The following is a 24,069-nucleotide window of genomic DNA, read 5'->3' as shown; positions in this document are numbered from 1 at the left end:
GGGTTGTTCGAGACTAGAACGTTGATAGGCAGGGTGTGTAAGCGTTGTGAGGCGTTGAGCTAACCTGTACTAATTGCCCGTGAGGCTTAACCATACAACACCCAAGGGGTTTTGTAGTGGACTCAAAGCTAAGCGCATAAGAATGTGTGTGAGAACGAAGACAGCTTTCCAGAATTGTTGGTTATCACTTTTTTTAAGAAAAAGTGAAATCAAAAACAGAATTTGCTTGGCGACCATAGCGTTTTGGACCCACCTGATTCCATCCCGAACTCAGAAGTGAAACGAAACAGCGTCGATGGTAGTGTGGGGTTTCCCCATGTGAGAGTAGAACATCGCCAGGCTTTTAATCTCGCTGATAGTGTCACCACGCTATTAGCACACAATTTGCGGAGAGATGGCTGAGTGGTTGAAAGCACCGGTCTTGAAAACCGGCGATGGTTAATAGCTATCCTAGGGTTCAAATCCCTATCTCTCCGCCACTATTAAGAAAGGCCGCTGACAACTCAGCGGCCTTTTTGCATTCTGTCATCTTGATTTTCAATATCTAGATTATCGATACAGTACCGATAACCTATTCTTCTAAAGTTCTTTATTTATCAACAACGCTTTTCTTTGCCGAAACGACCCGCCACAGTGCTTGGACAAGCGGATTATCTAACTGTGAACGCTTGCAGCAAACACCGAGCATAAAGGGTTTGATGGGGGTGACGCTTAAGCGCTGGATCTTGTCACGCACAGGGCTGTTATTGATAACCACATCCGGAGCAATCCCTACTCCACATCCAAGAGCCACCAAGCTAACAATCGCTTCATGTCCTGCGATCTGAGCATAGATATTGGGCTTTATCTTCATTTGCTTAAACCAGGTATTGGCTCTATCGCGCGCGGTTCCCGACTCCGGAACAATAAAGGGTATTTCATTCCAATCAGGCTGCTCTTTTTGTAGCTCATCCATAAAGCTGCTGATCCCAAGTGGTGCGATGACGGAAAGAGGGATCTCACTGATTGTGGCGAATTCAATGCGGCTTGGCAGTTGTTCAGGCATCGCAGAAATTGCTATATCCGCTTCATCGTGCAGGATTTTATCGATCGCTTGTGCCGGATCGCCTGTTAGCAGTTTAAATTCGATATAAGGATGCTTGAGGCGAAATGAGCTGAGAAGCTCAGGTAAGTGGCTATAACTGGCCGTAACAGAGCAGAATAGCTTTATCTCTCCTCGCAGTTCTTGGCTGTCATCGTTGAGTTCGGTAGTGAATTGTCGCCAGTCGTGAATGATGCGTGCCGCAACGGGCAGTAATTGGTGGGCTGCGGGAGTGAGTTCAACACTGCGGTTGTCGCGCAGAAAAAGTGTGTGACCTAAATCTTGCTCCAGCTTCTGTATCTGCCGACTGAGTGCGGAAGGGCTGAGATGCATTGCAGAAGCGGTTTTACTGAAATTTTTGCAGTCACATAGATGCATGAATAGCTGCAGAGTTTTGATGTTCACAAAAGTTCCTATGTTGCATTTGTTGCAATAACTAGTTGTGAATATATCACTTTGCGCAATTTTGTCTCTGGCTTAGTATGAGTTTATTCGGTCATATCGCACCGACTTAACGGAATCACTTATTAAGGAGCACCCTCATGGCGAATTATTTCAATACGCTGAATCTGCGTGAACAGTTGGATCAACTTGGTCGTTGCCGTTTTATGGCGCGAGAAGAGTTTGCAACCGAAGCTGATTACCTAAAAGGTAAGAAAGTGGTGATCGTGGGATGTGGGGCTCAAGGCCTAAACCAAGGCCTCAATATGCGTGATTCAGGTTTGGATGTTTCTTACGCTCTGCGTCAGGCTGCGATTGATGAACAGCGCCAGTCATTTAAAAATGCCAAGAATAATGGCTTCAACGTGGGTAGTTATGAACAACTCATCCCAACCGCAGATTTGGTGATTAACTTGACGCCAGATAAGCAGCACACCAGTGTGGTCAATGCGGTGATGCCTCTGATGAAGCAAGGTGCTGCCTTGGGTTACTCACACGGTTTTAATATCGTTGAAGAGGGCATGCAAATCCGTAAAGACATCACGGTTGTGATGGTGGCACCAAAATGTCCGGGTACGGAAGTTCGTGAAGAGTATAAGCGCGGTTTCGGCGTTCCTACTCTCATCGCAGTACACCCTGAAAACGATCCGCAAGGTGAAGGTTGGGAGATTGCTAAAGCGTGGGCTGCGGCAACGGGTGGCCATCGTGCGGGCTGTTTAGCTTCTTCTTTTGTAGCGGAAGTGAAATCCGATTTGATGGGTGAGCAAACCATTCTCTGCGGTATGCTGCAAGCGGGCTCTATCGTTTGTTACGAGAAAATGGTTGCTGATGGCATCGACCCTGGTTATGCGGGCAAGCTTTTGCAATTTGGTTGGGAAACCATTACCGAAGCACTCAAGTTTGGCGGTATTACTCATATGATGGATCGCCTGTCTAACCCTGCAAAAATCAAAGCGTTTGAGCTGTCTGAAGAGTTGAAAGATCTGATGCGCCCGCTGTACAACAAGCATATGGATGACATCATTTCTGGCCACTTCTCTAGCACCATGATGGCGGATTGGGCGAATGATGATAAAGACTTATTCGGCTGGCGTGCAGAAACCGCTGAAACGGCCTTTGAAAACTATCCAACAACCGACGTAAAAATTGCTGAGCAAGAATACTTTGATAACGGTATTTTGATGATTGCCATGGTGCGTGCTGGGGTTGAGTTGGCGTTTGAAGCGATGACGGCTTCAGGCATCATCGATGAGTCGGCTTACTATGAATCACTGCACGAACTCCCACTGATTGCCAATACGGTAGCGCGTAAGCGCCTGTATGAAATGAACGTGGTCATCTCTGACACCGCTGAGTACGGTAATTATCTGTTTGCCAATGTGGCGGTACCACTGCTGCGTGAAAAGTTTATGCCGAAAGTGGGCACCGATGTGATTGGTAAAGGATTAGGCGTGGTCTCTAATCAAGTCGATAACGCAACGCTTATCGAAGTAAACAGCATCATCCGTAACCATCCGGTTGAGTATATCGGTGAAGAGCTACGTGGATACATGAAAGACATGAAGCGCATCGCCGTGGGTGATTAATCCCTATATTGATTTCCAAAGCAAACACAACAACACACTATAATAAAAACCAAGAAGGCTTAGTCGAATGACTAAGCCTTTCTTTATTGAGTGCTAAGTGGCTTGTTTACTGTATGAACTCAGCGCTTATTTATCCGCTAATTTGGCTTCAAGCTCAGCCATTTTCTGCTCTAACTCAGTGAGCTTTTGGCGAGTGCGTAACAGCACTTGAGTTTGCACATCAAACTCTTCGCGGCTGACGACATCCAGTTTGTTCAGTTGGCCTTGAATGACCTGACGCACTTTCTGTTCTACATCAGCACCCAGTTCTTTCACGGGTTGTGGCATGGCTTCATGGATTTGCTTGGCGATCTGCTCGAGTTTTTTGGCATCAAACATAGTAATTCTCCTGTTAAGTTGCCAACATTCTATGCAATTCAGCTAGCGATGTCGTTAGATTGGATAATAAAAAAAGGCCATCGAAATGGCCTTTTGTGATGAGACTGAATATTGGATTACAGCTGACGATGAGCCGCTTTGGCTTCATCAATGCGGGCCAATTTCTCCAGATCTTTATCCTCAACAAACACCGGTAGTGGTTTGTGTTTCTCTGCAAGGTAGCTGTAAATCACCGGCAGTACAAACAGAGTAAACAAGGTACCTATTGCCAGACCAGAGACGATAACAATACCGATACTGAAGCGCTGCGCAGCCCCTGCACCGGTGGCGTACATCAGTGGGATCAGGCCTGCGATCATTGCTGCAGTGGTCATTAGGATTGGGCGCAGACGCACTTTAGCGGCATGCATGACAGCCTCAATCCGGCTGAGTTTGTTGTGTAACTGCTCCTCTTTGGCCACTTCACAGATCAAAATACCGTGTTTAGTGATAAGGCCGACCAGTGTGATCAAGCCAACCTGCGAGTAGATGTTCATGGTTGCCGTACCCCAAGCCAGTGCGATCAAGGCACCACAAATGGCGAGTGGTACAGAGACCATGATAACCAAAGGATCTCTGAGAGATTCAAACTGAATCGCCAACACCAAGAAGATGATCGCCAACGCTAGGCCAAATGTGGCATACAGCGCGCTACCTTCGGTCACATACTGACGAGCTTCACCCATGTAGTCATGGCTATAGCCTTTAGGCAGTTTGCTGCTTGCCAAATTCTCAAACCAGTTGATGGCATCCCCCATAGCCGTGCCCGGTGCTGGCACCGCACCTACGGTGGCAGAGTTGAGCTGGTTGAAGTGGGGTAGCGAGCGAGGCTCTGCAACCACATCAATCGTCACTAGGCTACCGAGTGGGATCACTTTGCCATCTGCCGCGCGAACGTAGTAGCTGTTCATCGATTCAGGGTTGAGACGCCATTTACGTTCCACTTGCGGGATCACTTCGTAAGAGCGGCCGTTGAGGTCGATACGGTTGACATAACCGTCGGCCATCATGGTGCTGAGCGTGATGCCAATATCTTGCATGGTCACGCCGTAGGCACCGGCTTTATCTTTATCGATATTGATCTTCATCGTTGCCGAATCGAAGTTCAGATCCAGATCCGAGTAGACGAACATCGGATTGGCTTTGACTTCGGTCAGCACATCGGTGGCGATGGTAAACAAGCTTTCAAAGTTGCTTGGCGTGGTGATCACAAATTGGATCGGTAAGCCAGAGCCTGCACCAGGCAGTTCTGGCATCTGGAATGCCGTTACCGCCATACCTGGGATATCTTGTACCAAGGTACCCACGCGGTTGGTTACTGTGGCTTGGCTAGCTTCACGCTGGCTCCATGGCACCATTGACGCAATACCAAACGCCTGGTTTGAGTTAGGAACACCAGTAAACACCTGAGCGAACTGAACTTCTGGCTGATCAGACAGAATTTTATTCACATCATCCATCGTATTCGCCAGATAATCGAGGTTGGCATTCGACGGGCCTGTACCCATCAGCATGATTACCCCTTTATCTTCCGATGGCGCAAGCTCACTTGGAATGAACTTAAACAGCATTGGTAAACTTGCAAAAACGATAAACGCAAAGGCAATAACCACAGGGCGATGAGCCATTACCGCGGTCAGCATGCGTTCATAGCGTGCCGTCATGCGATCCAGTAAATGGTGCACTTTCAGTTCAAATTTGTTCGGCGCTTCATTGGCTTTGAGCATCTTTGAACACATCATCGGCGACAGAGTCAATGCAACAATACCGGATACAAAAACAGAACCAGCCAGTGTGAGCGCAAACTCTTTAAACAGTGAGCCGGTGATACCGCCCATCAAAGCAATCGGCGCATAGACCGCACCCAACGTCAGTGTCATCGCAATAACTGGGATGGCAATTTCACGGGTACCGATGATCGCCGCGCGGAAAGGGGATTCCCCTTCTTTGATATGGCGGTCAACGTTCTCTAGAACGACGATCGCATCGTCAACCACAAGACCGATCGCCAGAACCATCGCCAGTAGCGTCATTAGGTTCCAAGAGAAGCCCATCATCTGCATCACCATCGCAACACCAATCAGTGAAAGCGGGATAGTGACAATTGGGATGAGTACGGCACGCAGTGAACCCAAGAACAGAGTGATGACCACAAGAACGATCAGCGCCGCTTCTACGATGGTTTTGATAACCTCGTGGATCGATTCATTGATCGCAACCGTTGAGTCGTACAACACGTTCATTTCAATGTTGCTTGGCATGTTTTTCTGCAGCTCAGGGAGCATCTCAAGCACATCTTTGGCGATGTTGATAGGGTTCGCACTTGGGGCCGCATTAATCGCGGCAACGACCGCTTCACGGCCATTAGCACTCGCGCGATAGGTATCATGGCTCTTAGCCAAGGTAACTTTCGCGATATCACCTAGGCGAGTCACGGTACCTTTCTCAGCTTTCACCACCAGACTTTCCAAATCTTCCACGGTGGAGACTTGGGTATCGGCGCTGCCATTATAAAGAACGAATTCACCAATCGCCTGACCGGTCGCTGACTGATAGTTGTTGGCATTCAGAATGCTCATCACATCCGCTGCGGAGAGGTTTAGTGCCGCCATTTTGGCTGGATCGAGCCATACCCGGAGCGCGTATTTCATACCGCCATACAGATCGATACTTGATACACCATTGACTGCGTAAAGCTGTGGATTAACCACGCGCTCTAGGTAATCAGTGATTTGGCTGGATGCCAATTCATTACTGGTGAAACCAATATACAGAACCGCAGTGGTTGAACCGGTCGACATAGTGACGGTCGGATCTTCTGCTTCTTTAGGCAACTGCGAGCGAACCGAGTTGGTCTTGGCCAGAACGTCAGATAACGCGGCGTTGGGATCCGTATTCAATTTCATGGTCACTGTGATGGTCGAGCGACCCAACACGGACTGTGACGTCATAAAATCAATGTTATCCGCCTGTGCTACCGCTTGTTCCAAGGGTTGAGTAATAAAACCTTGAATCAAATCGGCACTGGCACCGTAATAGCCGGTGCTCACCGTAATTACGGTGTTGGTCATTTCAGGGTATTCACGCACCTGCATTTTGAAAATGGCTTGTAGACCAAGCAACACAATCAAAAAGCTGATCGATACCGCTAAAACTGGACGTTTTATAAAAACATCAGTAAAGCGCATGATGCCTCCGCTTACAGCATTGGGGTTTCTGCTGGTGGTGTAGTCGCATCACTTTCGACGATACGAACTTTAGCACCGTTACTCAGACGTACTTGACCTGTCGTGACAACCACATCACCCGGTTTTACGCCTTCCAGAATGTGAGCAATAGATTCAGAGCGCTCACCCACTTTCACGACATGTTGCTGGACGCGCTTCTCACCATTTTCTTCGCTGACAATGTAAACATTGTCACCGTAGAGGGTATAGGTAATCGCGGTTTGCGGCAGAGTGACTTGGTTTTCCAGCTTAGGCAGAATGATGTTGGCACGCGCGAACATACCGCTTCGCAGTTTGCCATCACTATTTGGGATATCCGCTTGCACTTGGATCAGGCCGCTTTGTACGCTCACTGCAGGTTCAATCGCTGAGATGGAGCCTTTAAATGAAGTCTGTGGATAAGCATCCACAAAAATATCGACTTCTTGATCCAGTGAAATACGCGAAATATCTCTTTGTGGCACGGTAAAACGCAGACGCATCACGCTGGTATCTTCCAAGCGCACAATATCTGTACCAGGCTGCAAATATTGACCTAAGAACACATTACGAATACCGATCACACCAGCAAAAGGCGCTTTGATTTCACGGCGAGCAATGGTGGCTTTTAGGCTTTCAATATCAGCGGAGAGCGCATAGTAGCTCGCTTCTGCTTCATCATAAGACTCTTTAGAGATAGAACCTTTAGCGAACAGACCCTTGTAGCGTTCATATTTGGCTTTCGCTGCAGGCAGGCGCGCTTCAGTGCTTTTTAAATTGGCTCGTTCTACCGCTGAATCCAGTAGCACTAGAGGTTGGTCTTTTGCGACTTGCGTGCCCGATTCAAACGTAATTTGGTCAATCACCCCTGCTGTTTCGGTCGTTAATGTCACACCTTGATTCGGCTCAATAAAACCGATCGCTTCAATCACGGGTACCCAATCAACCGGATTGGCGGTCACTACGGTAACCGGAAATTCTGGCTCAGGACGATTGGCGAGGTACTCGGCAATTTTCTGTTGTTTGAAAAGATTGAAACCTATCACGCTGCCAAACAGCAGGATCGCGATAAGCAACATAAAAAATGTCCACTTTTTCATTCTGGTGCGAACTCCAAATTAGTGTTGAGTAATTGCATCCCAACTGGCTTGAATCATTGCATCGAGAGTTGAATCATCCAGTTGATAAAAACCTAAAGCGTATTGACGAGCAAGAGTGACGGTTGTTTCAAAACTCAACGCAGAAAGAAGATGGTTATCGAGAGGTTTGAAAATTCCCTGCTGCTTTCCTTGGTCGAACAACAGTTCGACTTTGGCAAACATTTTTTGCTCTAGTTCCCTTACATTGCAACAAGTTGTTGTTGGTAAAGACTCATACTGCACTCGATTACTAATAATGTCACGACAAGAGCCAGCCAACGTCCAAATATTCAGCCACATAGTACGGAAGCGTTCTTGCAAAGACATGTCATCTCTAAGATTAGCTTGTACGGCTTCGGCGATTTTTTGACTAACGTGCAAACGCACTTCAATCAAGAGATGATCTTTATCGCGGAAGTAACGATAAATCGTTCCGGTTGCCATATTCGCTGCTTTCGCCACTTTATGCATCGAGAGCCCTTGAAAGCCCTGTTCTGCAATCAGTTTTTCAGCCGCGATAAGGATTTGGAGCTGTTTATCGCCGTACACTATTTCAGACATCACATTTCTCTGCAAATGAACGGTTGTTCATTATAGCGGCTAATACCCCCTGTTTTGCAATACACTTGTGCAGTAAATTTTTGTAAAGGCAGTTTCTTTGTTGGTAATCCTCGGTGAGCGGATTATTATTGGCGGCTAAATAAAGAGGATTGAGAGCGCTATGAAGCTGAACCCAAGACAAGATGAAGCGGTCAAGTACGTCTCCGGACCCTGTCTGGTATTGGCGGGGGCGGGTTCGGGTAAAACACGCGTCATCACCAATAAAATTGCCTATTTGGTTCAGCAATGTGGCTATAAAGCACGCAATATTGCTGCGGTTACGTTTACCAATAAAGCGGCGCGTGAGATGAAAGAGCGCGTAGCTCAAACACTCGGTAAAGGTGAGTCGCGCGGCTTAATGGTGTCGACCTTCCATACTCTTGGCTTAAACATCATTCGCCGTGAGTTTAAAGCTTTGGGCCTCAAAGCGGGTTTTTCACTGTTTGACGACCAAGATCAGCTCGCGTTACTTAAAGAGCTGACCGAAAAGCAGCTCGACGGCGATAAAGATCTGCTGCGCTTGCTACTGAGCACCATTTCCAACTGGAAAAATGACATGCTGACTCCGCCGCAAGCCAAGGCAATGGCGAAAGGGGAACAGCAGCTGCTTTTTGCACACTGCTTTGAGCTTTACCAAAAACAGATGCAGTCTTACAACGCACTCGATTTCGATGATTTGATATTGCTGCCGGTGTTACTGCTACGCAGCAATGAAGAAGTACGCCAACGCTGGCAAAATCGGATTCGCTATCTGTTGGTGGACGAATATCAAGATACCAACACCAGCCAATATGAGTTGGTCAAACTCTTAGTGGGTGAGCGTGGCCGTTTAACTGTGGTGGGAGATGATGACCAATCCATTTATTCATGGCGTGGTGCAAAACCACAAAACTTGGTGTTACTTGGGGAAGATTTTCCGAGTTTAAAGCTGATTAAGCTCGAACAAAATTATCGCTCGACCAGCCGCATTTTGCGTGCGGCGAACATTTTAATTGCCAATAACCCCCACGTTTACCAAAAGGCGCTCTTTTCTGAGTTAGCGGAAGGGGAAAAGCTCAAGGTCATACTGGCCAATAATGAAGATCATGAAGCAGAGCGAGTGATCGCAGAAATCATCGCCCATAAGTTTCTCAATCGAACCGAATACCGAGATTACGCGATTCTTTATCGCGGAAACCATCAATCGCGACTGATTGAAAAATCGCTGACTCAAAACCGTGTGCCGTACAAACTTTCCGGCGGCACTTCGTTTTTTGCGCGCGCAGAGATCAAAGACATCATGGCTTACCTGCGAGTGCTGGTGAACCCTGATGATGACAACGCATTTTTACGCATTGTGAATACACCGAAGCGTGAAATCGGCCCAGCTACGCTCGAAAAGTTAGGCAGTTACGCCAATATGCGGGGCAAAAGCCTATTTACCGCCAGTTTTGAGCTCGGTTTAGAGCAGCATTTGAGCGGGCGAGGGCTTGAGAACTTACGCCGCTTCACTGAGTGGTTGGTGGCGATTGCCGATAATGCTGAGCGGGGTAACACGGTGGAAGCGGTGCGCGCATTAGTGCGTGATATTCGTTACGAAGATTGGTTGTATGAGACTTCCGCCAGTCCGAAAGCGGCCGAAATGCGCATGAAAAACGTCTCCGATCTCTATTCATGGATCGTGGCCGATTTGGAAGGCGATAATCCCGATCAGCAAGAGAAAACTCTGAAAGAGGTGGTGCAGCGTTTAACTCTGCGCGACATGATGGAGCGTGGCGAAGAGAACGATGACAGTGATGCGGTACAGCTGATGACACTGCACGCCTCAAAGGGCTTAGAATTTCCGTACGTGTATTTGATTGGAGCTGAAGAGGGCATTTTGCCGCATCAAACCAGTATTGATGAAGAGAATGTCGAAGAAGAGCGCCGCTTAATGTACGTTGGGATCACCCGAGCACAACGCGAGCTAACGTTTATCGTGTGTAAAGAGCGCCGTCAGTTTGGTGAACTGATCAAACCTTCGCAAAGCCGCTTTTTGGATGAGTTGCCCCAGGACGATATCGAGTGGGAAGTAAAGAAAAAGCCCGTCACCCAGGAAGAGCGTATGGCCAAAGGCCAAGCGCATATCGCTAATTTAAGAGCGATGTTTAAGAAGTAAATAAAGAAGGGCTTGTCAAAACAAGCCCTTCTTTATTATCAATTGATGGAATGGTAAGCCCGCTTATTACAGGCCTGCGATCATATGCTCAATCGCAGCAACGATTTCATCGTCAGAACAATCCATACAGGTGCCTTTTGGCGGCATGGCATTGAAGCCGTTTAGCGCGTGGTTTTTCAACACATCCTTACCTTGGGCGATACGCGGTCCCCAATCGGCAGCATTGCCTGTTTTCGGTGCACCAGAGATCCCCGCTGAGTGACAGGCAGTACAAAAAGTACCGTAAACCGTTGCGCCATCACGAGGACCTGTAGGAGCGGCTTGTACTGGTTCGCTACCCGCCAGATACACATCACCTACCGGCTTAATGCGTTCAGCAATTGCATTTTTATCGGCTTCAGTTAGAGCAAACGCTGCAGTAGAAAATGTTAGAGCAGCGAACAGTACGCTTAAGAGTGATCGAGACATATCCATTAACTCACTTTACATTCCGAAGGTAAGTGCTGCTTACCTATTATTTTTAGAGTGTTTCAATTTAACGGGCGGTAATTGCTGTTAAATCAATGTAAATTTTGGGTGATTATATCCTGAGAAGTTGTTGCAATAAACAACAAGTTGCGATCTTCCGGCGGTGAGTCACATCCTTTATAAGGGAATAGTAGCAAGCATCTGATGAAAAAGGCGTCAAACAGTAAAAAAAGTAAAAAAAGTACTAGACGCCCTAATGTGATATACGTATTATTCCACTCCGCCGATAGGGCATGCGCCCGTAGCTCAGCTGGATAGAGCGTTGGCCTCCGGAGCCAAAGGTCGAAGGTTCAAATCCTTTCGGGCGCGCCATTTCGCCCGGGGAATATCGGTAAAGAATTTCAGTGGTGGCTATAGCTCAGTTGGTAGAGCCCCGGATTGTGATTCCGGTTGTCGTGGGTTCGAGCCCCATTAGCCACCCCATTTACTTCGGTGATATTCAATTATCTCCAGTCTTAAGATAGACTCTTAAGCAAAACATAGTCGGTGAATAGCGCAGTTTGGTAGCGCATCTGGTTTGGGACCAGAGGGTCGGGGGTTCGAATCCCTCTTCACCGACCACTTATTGAAAGACTAGGCAAGAGCGTAGTCTGAAATAACGGCAGACAAGCGGTTATTACAACTTTCAGTGGTGGCTATAGCTCAGTTGGTAGAGCCCCGGATTGTGATTCCGGTTGTCGTGGGTTCGAGCCCCATTAGCCACCCCATTTATTTCGGTGATATTCAGTTATCCCCAGTCTTAAGAAAGACTCTTAAGCAAAATATAGTCGGTGAATAGCGCAGTTTGGTAGCGCATCTGGTTTGGGACCAGAGGGTCGGGGGTTCGAATCCCTCTTCACCGACCACTCTTCAAAGCCTCAGCATTTGCTGAGGCTTTTTGCATTTTATCTCTTTAAAACTCATGTTTCCTCGCCAAGTTGTCCTGTATTGACACTGTCTACCGATGGCTGCTTTTTAATCATTACGTTGTTGGGCATATTTCTCTCTAGTAAATTGCGATCTTACCGACAATTCATCGATATTTTCCCGCTAAGACATCTGTTCACGACTATGGTTACTGAAGTGCTCAGTATGGCTCAATGAACTATTTTTATGATTTATCTGAGTTAAATTGGGAGTTTTTTGGTTTTTATGACTGGATAGATGCTTATCATCCAGAGTTTTGCTTTGTTGTTTGCACTCAAAATTTGGCAGTTGTTTCTTTTTTGTTAATTGTTCCATTTTTGCGTGGAGAAAAGTTATGCGTTGGTTGTTTTATCTCCTGTTATGAATCACGTCGTTTACAGTAACAAATACCAATCATACTGAGATTTTTTCAATTTTTTAAAAATGGTAAGACCAATAATATATGTGATTTTTTTGCATATTAAACGATTTGTGGAAATTGTTTCTGGGTTAAGGCGCTTTTTTATCCTCTCTTTGTTGCTTTTGTGTGAAAGATTTGCCAAATTGAGAACCTTATAAATTGTCAGAATATTGTTCTGATTGGAATGGATGCAAAATGTACATCAGTCTCGCCTTGTTCGCTGATGTGCTTCAGACAGGGCAGAATGCTGCCACAGCAGTAGAGGTCTGATGGAATGTCACTTTTAGAAGTCAAAAATCTTAGAATTGAATACCCTTCTCGTCACGGTGTGCACGCGGCGGTGAAATCACTCACCTTAGATATCCAACGTGGTGAAATTGTCGGTGTGGTTGGGGAATCGGGCGCCGGAAAATCGACGGTCGGTAATGCGGTGATTGACCTGCTCAGCCCTCCGGGAACTATTGCGGGCGGTGAAGTGTATTTAAACGGTGAGAAGATCTCTGGTCTTTCTCCGCAAGCGATGCGTGAAGTACGTGGTAGTAAAATTGGTTTTATTTTCCAAGATCCCATGACCTCACTCAACCCGCTGTTTACCGTCGAGCATCAGTTGACCGAAACCATTCATGCCAACATGCAGGTGAGTGCCGAAGAAGCGTATCAACGTGCTTTATCTTTGATGAAGCAAGTCGGTATTCCGCAGCCTGAAAATCGCCTTAAACAGTATCCTCACCAATTTTCTGGTGGCATGCGTCAACGGGTGGTAATTGCGATCGCGTTGGCTGGTGAGCCTGATTTGATCATCGCCGATGAACCTACCACCGCGCTGGATGTGTCGATTCAAGACCAGATCCTGAATCTGATTCGCGAACTGTGTAAGAAGAATAATGTGGGTTGCATGCTGGTTACTCACGATATGGGTGTGGTTTCTAACGTTACTGATCGCGTAGCGGTGATGTACCGTGGTGATTTGGTGGAGTTCGGTCCGACTGCCAAAGTGCTTGGCACACCTGAGCACCCTTACACCCGTAGTTTGATTTCAGCGGTACCGCGTTCTGATCGCAAACTCGACCGTTTCCCTCTGGTGAGCTATATCGAAGAAGCGAAAGAACTCAAGCCTTTGGATGTGAAAAGCCATTGGTTGGGGCAGAGCCAAGATCACCGCAAATACACAGGGCCGCTGTTAAAAGTCGAAAACGTCAATCTACGTTTTGTGACCAAAGATTCGCTGTTTGAAAGCCGCCGTGAGTATGTGCAAGCGTCGAATAACGTCAGTTTTGAAGAACATGAAGGGGAAACCTTTGGTCTGGTCGGCGAATCGGGTTCAGGTAAATCGACCATTGCGCGCGTGATTGCCGGTTTGTATCAACCCAATGCGGGGCGAGTGACTTTTGAAGGTATCGATTTAACCGCGCTGAAATCGGAGCACGAACGTCGCCCACTGCGTCGTCAAATGCAGATGGTATTCCAAAACCCATACACCTCGATGAACCCGCGGATGAAGATTTTTGACATCATCGCCGAGCCGATCCGCTTTCATAAATTGACACGTAATGAGAGCGAAACCCGACAAATCGTTAATGATCTGCTCGAGCATGTCGGCTTAGGTAAGATGGCGGGGTTGAAATATCCCCATGAATTTTCAGGTGGTCAGCGTCAACGGATCTCGATTGCGCGCGCACTCGCGACGCGACCACGTCTTTTGATTTGCGATGAACCTACCTCGGCACTGGATGTGTCAGTGCAGGCGCAAATCCTCAATTTGCTGAAAGATCTGCAAGATGAGCTCAATCTCACCATGCTGTTTATCAGCCATGATTTGCCCGTGATCCGCCAGATGTGCGATCGCGTTGGGGTCATGCAGATGGGGACGCTACTGGAAGTGGCACCCACCGAGCAGCTGTTTACCGATCCGCAGCATGAATACAGCAAGAAGTTGATTTCCTTAATGCCTGAATTTACAGGCTTACGCGAAAGCACTACGGCAGCATAGCCGTTAACCATGGACCAACTTGGGTTGGCGATTGTTACAAAAGCAAATACAACAAACTAGGGATCTGGATTCCCGCATAAGGAGTTATGCAATGAAAACCATGAAAAACAAACTGGCGTTGGCTTTGATAGCGGCTGGCTTGAGTTTTGGTGCGATGGCAGCGGATATTACCGTGGCTTACGACGCTGACCCGGTCTCAATGGACCCACATGAGCAGCTGTCAGGCGGTACTCTGCAACTGTCGCACATGGTCTTTGATCCACTTATTCGCTTTACACAAAAAATGGAATTTGAACCTCGTCTGGCCGAATCTTGGCAGCGTGTGGATAACGAAACCATGCGTTTCACTTTGCGCAAAGGCGTGAAGTTCCACTCTGGCAATGATTTTACCGCGGATGATGTGGTATGGACGTTCAATCGTTTGAAAGAATCGGCGGATTTTAAAGGGATTTTTGAACCTCTGGTCTCTTTGACTAAGGTGGATGATTACACCATCGAAATCAAAACGGCTGGCACTTACCCGCTGATTGAAAACGTGGCGACCTACATTTTCCCGATGGACAGCAAGTTCTACACCGGCACCACGGCGGATGGTAAAAACAAAGCAGAAATAGTTAAGCACGGTAACTCTTTCGCCTCTGAAAACATCTCTGGTACCGGGCCATTTACGGTGACGGCTCGTGAGCAAGGCGTGAAACTTGAGTTCCAACGCAACCCTAATTACTGGGATAAAGCGTCGAAAGGCAATGTGGACAAACTGACGCTGGCGGTGATTAAAGAAGATGCCACTCGTGTTGCGGCACTGCTGTCTGGCGGTGTGGATATGATTGCGCCGGTTTCACCGAATGATTACCAACGCATCAAAGATGCGAAAGGCGTGGATCTCTTCACTATGCCGGGCACTCGCGTGATTACCTTCCAAATGAACCAAAATAGCAACCCAGCGTTGAAAGATGTGCGTGTGCGTCAAGCGATTGTCTACGCCATCAACAACGAAGGGATTGTGGATAAGGTCATGAAAGGGGCGGCTACCACGGCTGCGCAGCAAAGCCCAGTCGGTTATGCCGGTTACAATGAGAACCTAAAACCACGCTTTGATCTCAACAAAGCGAAAGAGCTGATGAAAGAAGCAGGTTATGAGAAAGGCTTCAACCTGACCATGATCGCGCCAAACAACCGTTACGTGAACGATGAAAAGATCGCGCAAGCGGCATCGGCGATGTTGTCAAAAATCGGTATTAAAGTTGACCTAAAAACCATGCCAAAAGCGCAATACTGGCCTGAGTTTGATAAATGTGCGGCAGATATGCTGATGATTGGTTGGCACCCAGATACCGAAGACTCAGCAAACTTTACTGAGTTCCTGACCATGACCCGTGATTCAAATACGGGTAAAGGCCAGTACAACTGTGGTTACTACTCGAATGCGGAAGTCGATAAGTTAGTCAATGCCGCGAACGAGGAAACCGATCTAGAAAAACGCAGCACCATGCTGAAGAAAGTGGAAGAGATCCTGTATAACGAAGCGGCGTTTGTGCCTCTTCACTTCCAAGATCCGTCATGGGCCGCGAAAAATACGCTCGATATCGCACCTATCATCAACGGTATGGACTTCCCATACTTTGGCGATCTGGTGGTGAAAGAGTAATCTCGGACCACTCTGCTCTGTAGGCGTTGGTCTACAGAGCTTCTCTTCGGGTACAGGGTTTTGTTTCAGTCGGGCCCCGTACCCTTTTTCAGACTGAAAGGTTTTGGGGCTTCATCGCGCCCACAGATTCACATGGAAAGTTAAGGGGCAAGGAATGTTTTCGTTTCTGGTCAAGCGCCTGTATCAGGCACTGATAGTGATGTTTGTGATCAGTTTGGTAGCGTTTGCCATTCAGGACAACCTGGGTGATCCGCTGCGCGAGCTTGTGGGTCAGTCCGTTTCTGAAGCAGAGCGTCAAGCACTGCGTGACGAATTAGGCCTCAATGATCCCTTCATTATTAAATATTCTCGTTTTGTGACTGCGGCGGTGCAGGGGGATTTAGGGACCTCCTATTTCTTTAAGCGTCCGGCGCTGGAAGTGATCTTCGATAAGCTGGTGGCGACACTGGAGCTGGTGTTTGGTGCCACGTTGATCATCATAGTGTTTTCAATCCCGCTTGGGGTCTATTCGGCGATTCATCCGAAAAGCTTGTTTACCAAGATAGTGATGGCGGGCAGCAGCATCGGCATTTCGATCCCGGTCTTTTTAACCGCGATCATGCTGATGTATGTCTTCTCGATTGAGTTAGGTTGGTTGCCGTCCTATGGTCGTGGCGAAACCGTTAACCTACTGGGCTGGGAGTCCGGCTTCTTTACCCTCGATGGCTTGCGCCATCTGGTATTGCCTTCTATCGCACTGGCTTCCATTATGTTGCCGCTGTTCATCCGCCTCGTGCGCTCGGAAATGCTCGAAGTACTGAGCTCGGAATACATCAAGTTTGCGCAAGCCAAAGGTTTGCCACTCAACAAAATCTATTACCAACATGCGCTGAAAAACACCATGTTGCCGGTATTGACCGTGGGTGGGGTGCAGATTGGTACTATGGTGGCCTACACCATTTTGACCGAAACCGTATTCCAGTGGCCGGGAACGGGCTTCTTGTTTTTAGAGGCGATTAACCGTGTGGATACGCCACTTATCACCGCCTACGTCATCTTTGTTGGGTTGATCTTTGTCGTGACCAACACGATTGTCGACCTCTTGTATGGCCTGATTAACCCGACCGTCAACCTCACTGGCAAAGGAGCTTAACCATGAGTGCAGTATCGATCGCTCCTTCACGTTGGGAGCGCTTTAAGCAGTCCGATTTTCTCTATTATTTCCTGCGCGACAAAGTGGCGATGAGCAGCTTTGCGGTGTTTGTGCTATTTGTCATCGTGGCAATCAGCGCGCCCTTGATTGCGCCCACCAACCCGTACGATCTCTCGTCGATTGATATTATGGATGCAGAGCTTCCACCCTCATGGATGGAAGGGGGCAATGAACACTTTTTGTTGGGCACCGATGAGCAGGGGCGTGACATTTTCTCGACCATTCTGTACGGCTCACGCTTATCACTGACCATCGGCTTTTTGGCGGTGGGCCTACAACTGACACTCGGCATTGTGATTGGTTTGTCGGCAGGCTATTTCGGTGGCCGAATTGATAGCTTTTTAATGCGTTTTGCCGATATTCAGCTCTCATTCTCCACCATGATGGTGGCGATCATTGTGTCGGCGATCTTTAAAGCCAGTTTTGGTGGGGAGTTCTTCAGTCAATATGCGGTGGTGATGTTGGTGGTGATCATCGGTGTGGCGGAATGGCCACAATACGCGCGTACGGTGCGTGCTTCGGTGCTGGCGGAGAAGAAAAAAGAGTATGTGGAAGCGGCACGCGTGATGGGCTTTAAAGCGCTGCGTATCATGTTCCGCCATATTCTGCCCAACTGTTTATCACCGATCCTGGTGATTTCAACGGTACAGGTGGCAAACGCGATCATGTCAGAGGCGGCACTCTCCTTCCTTGGCTTAGGGTTACCGGTCGATCAGCCGTCATTGGGCTCTCTGATCAGCATCGGTTTTACCTACATTTTCTCGGGTGCATGGTGGATAACCGCCTTTCCCGGGATTGTATTGGTATTGTTGGTATTAGTGATTAACTTGCTTGGCGATTGGTTGCGTGATGTGTTTAACCCGAAAATTTACAAAGGGTAAGTAAATCCGATTGATTTGCTTCACAAACTCTCCATAAACTAAGAGCCGTATTTGAATGCGGCTCTTTTTTTGCATTTATTTTTGCTATACCGGATCCCAATAAGTGTTCGAGGCGAGATCACTTGCCTGATTCGAACCCTGATTTCAGTCACAGAGTATTAAGGAGACAAGCGGATGCCGAAATGGATTCTATGCTGCAACCTGAGTGTGGCTTTACTGTTATTCGCCCCCATTGCTTCAGCCGAGAGTGACTATTTGTGCGATGCGCAGCAGGCGGCGGTTAACCAATTACCTGTGCTGGATGAGGCTTGCCCAATTGGCGATGGCTTGTGGGGCAAAAAGCCCAAGCGGGGAGACTCTCTGTTTTGGATCCAATGTGGCATGTTAAGCAAACCGATGCCGCTCACCACAGTAAAAACCCTTTATGAACATATCTCGACCGATATTTGGGTCAAACCTGAGCCCAAAGGCGCGCGCTGTTTGATCGGCCCTTATAGCGATTTTGCTCTCGCCAGCAAGGAGCTGAAAAAGGTCAAAAAACTGGCGACCTTTGAGCAAGCATTCATTCGCCAAGTGGTGAAAACTTCAGCGCAGCAGCCGGTGATGAAAGCCAAACCCACAACCGCTGCGGTGGCTCCGGCTGCCAACACAGCGGTATCAGAAGCTTCAGCACCTAAGCCCGCGAGTAAACCGAAAAGCGAAGAAAAATCCGCTCCCACTGTGGTACCCGCCGCCGCGCCAACCAAACCCGTAGCAAAACTGAGCAGCACACCTAAACCTTCGGGAAACAGTGGTTTTGTATTGCGCCAGCAAGTGAAAGTAGGCAGCCAAACCTTTGCTGTGCCGTACAGCGACAATCCGAAAGTGCAGTTTTACATGGAGCATGATCAGGCGTGGAATCGCCTCGACTATGATGCCGCGCAAATTGTATGTAGAGATCTAGGGATGCGTCTCGCTACTGAACAAGAGTGGTCAGCGTTATTAAAATCGAAACAGATGCAGCAACATCAGTGGCCAGTACAGTTACCGTATTGGGGAGAAGGGCGCAAAGGGATGTTCACCACCGGCAAACTCAATGTGTTAAAAGGCTCATCACTACTCAATGTAGTGTGTGTAAAGTAAAGCTTTTCGGCATGATTTTCTAAAAAAGAAAAATCGATAAAAAGAAAGCGGCGATGGCCGCTTTCTTTTTGAGCAGAACGGAATCTCGATGCCGCTACCGCATCGTAACAAACTCTTCCGAGCCCGTAGGGTGAATTGCGACCACGGAATCGAAATCGGCTTTGGTTGCGCCCATTTTCATCGCGACACCAAAACCTTGGATCATCTCATCAACCGCAAAACCGATGCCGTGTAGACCAACCACGGTCTCTTGTGGGCCTGCGCACACCAGCTTCATTTTGCATGGCTGACGGTGAGAGGTGACGGCGGTGTACATGGCGGTGAAGCTGGATTTGTACACTTTCACATTCTCTGCGCCGTATTGCGCAATCGCTTGTGGTTCAGTAAGGCCAATGGTGCCGATCGGTGGGTGGCTAAACACCACGGTTGGTACCAACTGGTAATCCATCTTGGCGTTCAGTTTGTTGTTAAACAGGCGCTCAGAGAGTTGGCGACCTGCTTTTACGGCCACCGGAGTCAGCTCAATGCCGCCTTCCATGATATCGCCGACACAGTAAATGCCTGCAACGTTAGTGTTTTGGAACTCATCGACCTTGATGTAGCCTTGCTCATTGGTCGCAACGCCCGTTGCCGCTAGGTTGATGGCATCGGTGGCAGGGTGGCGACCGATCGCCCAAATCAGAGTATCCACGTTGTACGTCTGACCATTTTCCAGATGCAGCGTCAGGCTACCATCGGCTTCTTTCACCACTTGTTTTGGCACGCTATGGGTGTGCAGTTGTGGTCCTTCCGTATTCATCACTTCCACTAAGGTTTCGATGATCATGGGGTCGAAACTACGCAGTGGAGACTCTTTGCGGCAGAACAGGTGGGTTTCTGTACCTAGCGCATTCAGCACGCCCGCGATTTCTACTGCGATGTAACCAGCACCGATCACCGCAACGCGTTTTGGCTGCTCGCTCAGCTCAAAAAAGCCGTTCGAGTCGATGCCGTATTCTGCGCCTGGAATATTTGGAATGCTTGGGCGACCACCTACGGCAATCAGAATATGGTCAGCCGTGTAAAGTTCGCCGTTCACTTCGACGGTTTTCGCATCAACAAACTTAGCGAAGCCCTTAATCACGTGAACTTTGTTGTTGCCCAGAACACGATCGTAAGATTGATGGATGCGGCCAATGTAGGCTTGACGGCTTTCCACCAGCTTTGCCCAGTTGAAGTTTTTCACATCGACATCAAAGCCGTAATCTTCTGCATAAAGGTGCATCGCTTCTGCGATTTGCGCGCCGTGCCACATCACCTTTTTCGGTACGCAGCCAACGTTGACACAAGTGCCGCCGAGATCTTTGGCTTCGATGAGAGCGACTTTCGCGCCATACATCGCCGCGCGGTTAGCGGAAGCGATACCACCGCTGCCACCACCAATGCACAGGTAGTCAAAATGTGTTGCCATTACTTTCTCCAATTATGTCTGGCGAAGATGCTCTTCGCTCTTTTCTTGTATTCCTTATATCAGGGCTAGGGCGTCACAATCCACCCGCCTTGATGAAAAAACAGCTTATTCTGGTACCACCCACTCGACTTTATAGTGTCCAGTAGCGGGGGCAATCGCCTGTTTGAGGAAAGGCAAAATGGTCTGCATCTGGCTTTCCAGCGTCCATGGCGGATTAATCACTATCATGCCCGAGGCGGTCATGCCGCGCTCATTGGTATCTGGCGCGACACCGAGTTCAATTTGTAAGATTTTACGAATCTCTAAGCCTTGCAAGCCTTCTAACATGTCATCGATATCGCAGCGATTGACCACTGGATACCAAATCGCATAAATACCCGTTGCCCAGCGTTTGTAACTCTGAGCGATAGCGCGCACCACATCGCGGTACTCTTTAGCCAGCTCATAAGGCGGGTCAATCAGCACTAAACCGCGGCGTTCTTGCGGCGGCAAACTGGCTTTCAGGCGTGCGAAGCCATCTTCTTTATAGATAGAGACTTGGCGATCGCGGTGAAACTCTTGCTCCAGCAATGGGTAATCGCTTGGATGCAGCTCAGTCAGTACCATGCGATCCTGCTCACGCAGATGGGCGCGGGCGACTCGAGGTGAACCCGGGTAGTAACGCAGTGTTTCCCCTTGATTGAGCTGGCGAATCGCATCCAGATAGCTATCGAGCTCCGCCGGAATGTTGTCTTGTTGCCAAACGCGGGCAATGCCTTGCTTGTATTCGCCGGTTTTTTCCGACCACTCATGGGTCAGATCGTAACGACCTACGCCAGAGTGAGTATCATGGTAGACAAAAGGTTTCTCTTTTTGTTGCAGAGAATTGAGGATCAGGCTCTGTACGATGTGCTTGAGCACATCCGCATGATTGCCTGCGTGGAAACTGTGTCGGTAACTTAACAAAATAGACTCTCAAACCCGCTTGAGGGGCGCTGTACTGACCGCTGATTGACTTGCGTCCAGTAATAGAAACAAAAATATTGGCTCGATTATATACCGATTTTACGTGCAGCGCGCAGCGTAACGGCGTGGTTTTTTAGGGGATTTAAGGCGCGAGTGAGTCGTATTTTGCAACGCTTTTCCTTGGGTCAGCTATTGAAAAATCGTTCTGCTACCTATATTTACTTATACAACTCACAGGTCAAAATTCGGCCTGTCTCTATGCTGAAAAGGAATCTTTTTATGTCAAACCCACTTCTTACCTTTACGGATCTGCCGCCGTTTTCTGCGATTAAACCGGAGCACGTAAAGCCAGCGGTTGAGCAGGCGATAGCGGATTGTCGCCACACCATAGATAAGGTTTTAGCCGAAAATCCACAACCGAGCTGGGAAAGTGTGATTGCGCCGATTGAAGAGGTCGATGATCGCTTAAGTCGTATCTGGTCACCGGTCAGCCATATGAATTCGGTGGTGAACAGTGATGAGCTGCGTGAAGCCTACGAAAGCTGCTTACCGCTGTTGTCCGAGTACAGCACTTGGGTTGGTCAGCATAAAGGGCTGTTTGAAGCCTACAAAACCATTAAAGAGAGCGCGGAGTTTGCCAAGCTCGATCGCGCGCAGCAAAAAACCATCAGCGACAGTCTGCGTGATTTTGAATTGTCAGGCATCGGCTTGCCACTGCAAGAGCAAAAGCGCTATGGCGAAATCAGTAAGCGTATGTCTGAGCTTGGCTCTAAGTTCTCCAACAACGTGCTGGATGCCACCATGGGGTGGACCAAGCAGATCACCGATGTAAACCTGCTCGCGGGCATGCCGGAATCGGCACTGGCGGCGGCACAAGCAGCAGCCGAAGCCAAAGGTTTAGAGGGGTATCTGCTGACCTTGGATATTCCGTCTTATCTACCAGTGATGACTTACTGTGATAACCAAGCACTGCGCAAAGAAGTGTATGAAGCGTATGTCACGCGCGCTTCGGATCGCGGCCCGAATGCGGGTAAATGGGATAACAGCGAAATCATTGCTGAGCAGCTCAAACTGCGCCATGAGATCGCGCGTATGCTCGGCTTTAGCACTTACAGCGAAAAATCGCTGGCGACCAAAATGGCGCAAACCACTGACCAAGTGCTTGGTTTCTTAAATGATCTCGCCAACAAAGCCAAACCACAAGGTGAGCGTGAAGTGGAAGAGCTGCGCCAATTTGCCGAAAGTGAGTTTGGCGTCAAGCAGCTTGAGCTGTGGGATATTGCTTACTACAGCGAAAAGCAAAAGCAGCATCTGTTTGAAATCTCCGATGAAGAGCTGCGCCCTTACTTCCCAGAACAAAAAGTAGTGAATGGCCTGTTTGAAGTGCTGAGCCGTTTGTTTGGCATGCAAGTCAAAGAGCGCCAAGGGGTAGATGTATGGCACGAATCGGTGCGCTTTTTTGATATTTTTGATGCGCAAGGAACGCTGCGTGGCAGCTTCTATCTCGACCTGTATGCGCGTGAACACAAACGCGGTGGCGCGTGGATGGATGAGTGTCGTGTACGTCGCACTACCGACAGTGGCGCACTGCAAACACCAGTGGCTTACCTGACGTGTAACTTCAACCGCCCAGTCGGCGATAAGCCTGCGCTGTTTACCCACGACGAAGTGACGACTCTGTTCCACGAATTTGGTCACGGCATTCACCATATGCTGACGCAAGTGGAAGTGGGCGCGGTATCCGGCATCAATGGTGTGCCTTGGGATGCAGTCGAGCTGCCAAGCCAATTCTTGGAAAACTGGTGCTGGCAAGAAGAGGCGCTGGCGTTCATTTCTGGTCATTACCAAACGGGTGAGCCACTGCCGAAAGCCATGCTCGATAAAATGCTGGCGGCGAAAAACTTCCAATCGGCGATGTTTATTCTGCGTCAGTTGGAGTTCGGATTGTTCGACTTCACGCTGCACACCACTTACGACCCAGAAGTGGGGCCCAAAGTGCTGGAAACCTTGGCGGAAGTGAAAAAGAAAGTAGCAGTGCTGCCGGGCTTGGAGTGGAACCGCTTCTCGCACAGCTTTAGCCATATTTTTGCGGGTGGCTACAGCGCCGGTTACTACAGCTACTTGTGGGCAGAAGTGCTTTCGGCGGATGCATTCTCACGCTTTGAAGAAGAAGGCATTTTCAACCGTGAGACTGGCCAAAGCTTCCTCAACAACATCCTTGAGATGGGTGGCAGCGAAGAGCCGATGGAGCTGTTTAAGCGCTTCCGTGGCCGCGAACCACAAATTGATGCTCTGTTGCGTCATGCCGGAATCGCCGCGTAATCGATAGTACTTTCAGCCCACCTCGTGTGGGCTGAAATTTTTCCGGCCACCGCTGCGCCCATTCAAGACGTTTGGGTA

17 protein-coding genes, 6 tRNA genes and 2 rRNA genes are annotated in these 24,069 nt (G+C 48.6%); 16 read left to right on the top strand and 9 right to left on the bottom strand.

Translation table 11 applies throughout. From position 1 onward, the window contains the following. From T411_RS0118520 to T411_RS0118510, 3 genes are all read left to right on the top strand, one after another. Positions 1-94, top strand: a 23S ribosomal RNA gene (locus T411_RS0118520); the annotation flags it as partial. 131 nt (positions 95-225) lie between these two features. Then, positions 226-341 (top strand): 5S ribosomal RNA (gene rrf, locus T411_RS0118515). Between the two features lie 47 nt (positions 342-388). Beyond that, positions 389-479: transfer RNA gene (locus tag T411_RS0118510), tRNA-Ser, on the top strand. A gap of 110 nt (positions 480-589) precedes the next feature. On the opposite strand, the gene ilvY is transcribed toward T411_RS0118510, so the two are convergent. Continuing rightward, the gene (gene ilvY / locus T411_RS0118505) at positions 590-1,486 is read right to left on the bottom strand and encodes an HTH-type transcriptional activator IlvY (RefSeq protein WP_001022809.1); all 897 of its coding nucleotides are present in this window, start codon (positions 1,484-1,486) and stop codon (positions 590-592) included. Positions 1,487-1,623: 137 nt separating this feature from the next. Here ilvY and ilvC point away from each other — a divergent pair, with 137 nt between their 5' ends. Next, the gene (gene ilvC / locus T411_RS0118500) at positions 1,624-3,108 is read left to right on the top strand and encodes a ketol-acid reductoisomerase (protein ID WP_000024919.1); all 1,485 of its coding nucleotides are present in this window, start codon (positions 1,624-1,626) and stop codon (positions 3,106-3,108) included. Between the two features lie 126 nt (positions 3,109-3,234). Here the strand turns inward: ilvC and ubiK are convergent, their stop codons facing one another. The 4 genes from ubiK to vexR form a co-directional block, all read right to left on the bottom strand. Then, positions 3,235-3,486, bottom strand: a complete 252-nt coding sequence (ubiK, locus tag T411_RS0118495) for a ubiquinone biosynthesis accessory factor UbiK (protein ID WP_000458935.1) — start codon at positions 3,484-3,486, stop codon at positions 3,235-3,237. A 116-nt stretch (positions 3,487-3,602) separates the two neighbouring features. Continuing rightward, positions 3,603-6,713 carry a multidrug efflux RND transporter permease subunit VexB gene (vexB, locus tag T411_RS0118490; protein WP_001212849.1) on the bottom strand — a complete coding sequence of 1,037 codons (3,111 nt, stop codon included), beginning with the start codon at positions 6,711-6,713 and terminating at the stop codon, positions 3,603-3,605. Between the two features lie 11 nt (positions 6,714-6,724). Further along, entirely contained in the window at positions 6,725-7,831 is a 1,107-nt protein-coding gene (vexA, locus tag T411_RS0118485; RefSeq protein ID WP_000759347.1) for a multidrug efflux RND transporter periplasmic adaptor subunit VexA, read from the bottom strand. A gap of 18 nt (positions 7,832-7,849) precedes the next feature. Next, positions 7,850-8,431, bottom strand: coding sequence for a TetR family transcriptional regulator VexR (gene vexR, locus T411_RS0118480; protein ID WP_001290345.1), 582 nt, complete (start codon positions 8,429-8,431; stop codon positions 7,850-7,852). Positions 8,432-8,591: 160 nt separating this feature from the next. On the opposite strand from vexR, the gene rep reads away from it, so the two are divergent. After that, positions 8,592-10,607 carry a DNA helicase Rep gene (gene rep, locus T411_RS0118475; RefSeq protein ID WP_000773964.1) on the top strand — a complete coding sequence of 672 codons (2,016 nt, stop codon included), beginning with the start codon at positions 8,592-8,594 and terminating at the stop codon, positions 10,605-10,607. Positions 10,608-10,673: 66 nt separating this feature from the next. Here the strand turns inward: rep and T411_RS0118470 are convergent, their stop codons facing one another. Continuing rightward, positions 10,674-11,081 (bottom strand): c-type cytochrome, encoded by a 408-nt coding sequence (locus T411_RS0118470; RefSeq protein WP_000367640.1) that lies wholly within the window; start codon positions 11,079-11,081, stop codon positions 10,674-10,676. A 289-nt stretch (positions 11,082-11,370) separates the two neighbouring features. Between T411_RS0118470 and T411_RS0118465 the strand changes: the two genes are divergently transcribed. The 5 genes from T411_RS0118465 to T411_RS0118445 all read left to right on the top strand — a co-directional run bounded on the left by T411_RS0118465 (position 11,371) and on the right by T411_RS0118445 (position 11,980). Then, positions 11,371-11,447 (top strand) — tRNA-Arg (locus T411_RS0118465). 35 nt (positions 11,448-11,482) lie between these two features. Further along, positions 11,483-11,558: transfer RNA gene (locus tag T411_RS0118460), tRNA-His, on the top strand. Between the two features lie 61 nt (positions 11,559-11,619). Beyond that, positions 11,620-11,696: transfer RNA gene (locus T411_RS0118455), tRNA-Pro, on the top strand. Between the two features lie 70 nt (positions 11,697-11,766). Next, positions 11,767-11,842, top strand: a tRNA-His gene (locus T411_RS0118450). Between the two features lie 61 nt (positions 11,843-11,903). Beyond that, positions 11,904-11,980: transfer RNA gene (locus T411_RS0118445), tRNA-Pro, on the top strand. Positions 11,981-12,164: 184 nt separating this feature from the next. Here the strand turns inward: T411_RS0118445 and T411_RS1000000121550 are convergent. Continuing rightward, positions 12,165-12,356, bottom strand: coding sequence for a hypothetical protein (locus tag T411_RS1000000121550; protein WP_001889828.1), 192 nt, complete (start codon positions 12,354-12,356; stop codon positions 12,165-12,167). Positions 12,357-12,715: 359 nt separating this feature from the next. Between T411_RS1000000121550 and T411_RS0118440 the strand changes: the two genes are divergently transcribed. From T411_RS0118440 to T411_RS0118420, 5 genes are all read left to right on the top strand, one after another. Continuing rightward, positions 12,716-14,431 carry a dipeptide ABC transporter ATP-binding protein gene (locus T411_RS0118440; protein WP_000054465.1) on the top strand — a complete coding sequence of 572 codons (1,716 nt, stop codon included), beginning with the start codon at positions 12,716-12,718 and terminating at the stop codon, positions 14,429-14,431. Positions 14,432-14,522: 91 nt separating this feature from the next. After that, positions 14,523-16,079: an ABC transporter substrate-binding protein gene (locus T411_RS0118435; RefSeq protein ID WP_000855615.1), complete on the top strand. Its 1,557-nt coding sequence runs from the start codon at positions 14,523-14,525 to the stop codon at positions 16,077-16,079. Positions 16,080-16,233: 154 nt separating this feature from the next. Beyond that, positions 16,234-17,211, top strand: coding sequence for an ABC transporter permease (locus tag T411_RS0118430; protein WP_000490818.1), 978 nt, complete (start codon positions 16,234-16,236; stop codon positions 17,209-17,211). Positions 17,212-17,213: 2 nt separating this feature from the next. Then, a complete protein-coding gene (locus T411_RS0118425) occupies positions 17,214-18,152 on the top strand; it encodes an ABC transporter permease (RefSeq protein WP_001277179.1) in 939 nt (312 codons plus the stop codon). A 174-nt stretch (positions 18,153-18,326) separates the two neighbouring features. Continuing rightward, complete coding sequence (locus T411_RS0118420; RefSeq protein ID WP_001127296.1) at positions 18,327-19,274, top strand: hypothetical protein; 948 nt, start codon at positions 18,327-18,329, stop codon at positions 19,272-19,274. Positions 19,275-19,368: 94 nt separating this feature from the next. On the opposite strand, the gene gorA is transcribed toward T411_RS0118420, so the two are convergent. Both gorA and T411_RS0118410 read right to left on the bottom strand, forming a co-directional pair. Further along, complete coding sequence (gene gorA, locus T411_RS0118415) at positions 19,369-20,724, bottom strand: glutathione-disulfide reductase (protein ID WP_000190699.1); 1,356 nt, start codon at positions 20,722-20,724, stop codon at positions 19,369-19,371. 105 nt (positions 20,725-20,829) lie between these two features. Next, the gene (locus T411_RS0118410) at positions 20,830-21,669 is read right to left on the bottom strand and encodes a 23S rRNA (adenine(2030)-N(6))-methyltransferase RlmJ (protein ID WP_000954223.1); all 840 of its coding nucleotides are present in this window, start codon (positions 21,667-21,669) and stop codon (positions 20,830-20,832) included. 279 nt (positions 21,670-21,948) lie between these two features. Here T411_RS0118410 and prlC point away from each other — a divergent pair, with 279 nt between their 5' ends. Then, the gene (gene prlC / locus T411_RS0118405) at positions 21,949-23,991 is read left to right on the top strand and encodes an oligopeptidase A (RefSeq protein ID WP_000070212.1); all 2,043 of its coding nucleotides are present in this window, start codon (positions 21,949-21,951) and stop codon (positions 23,989-23,991) included. Positions 23,992-24,069 lie beyond the last annotated feature (78 nt).

Source organism: Vibrio cholerae ATCC 14035, assembly GCF_000621645.1.
Lineage (GTDB): Bacteria > Pseudomonadota > Gammaproteobacteria > Enterobacterales > Vibrionaceae > Vibrio > Vibrio cholerae.
Note: the sequence above shows the minus strand (reverse complement) of the source record. Positions and strands in the feature narration are given on the sequence as shown.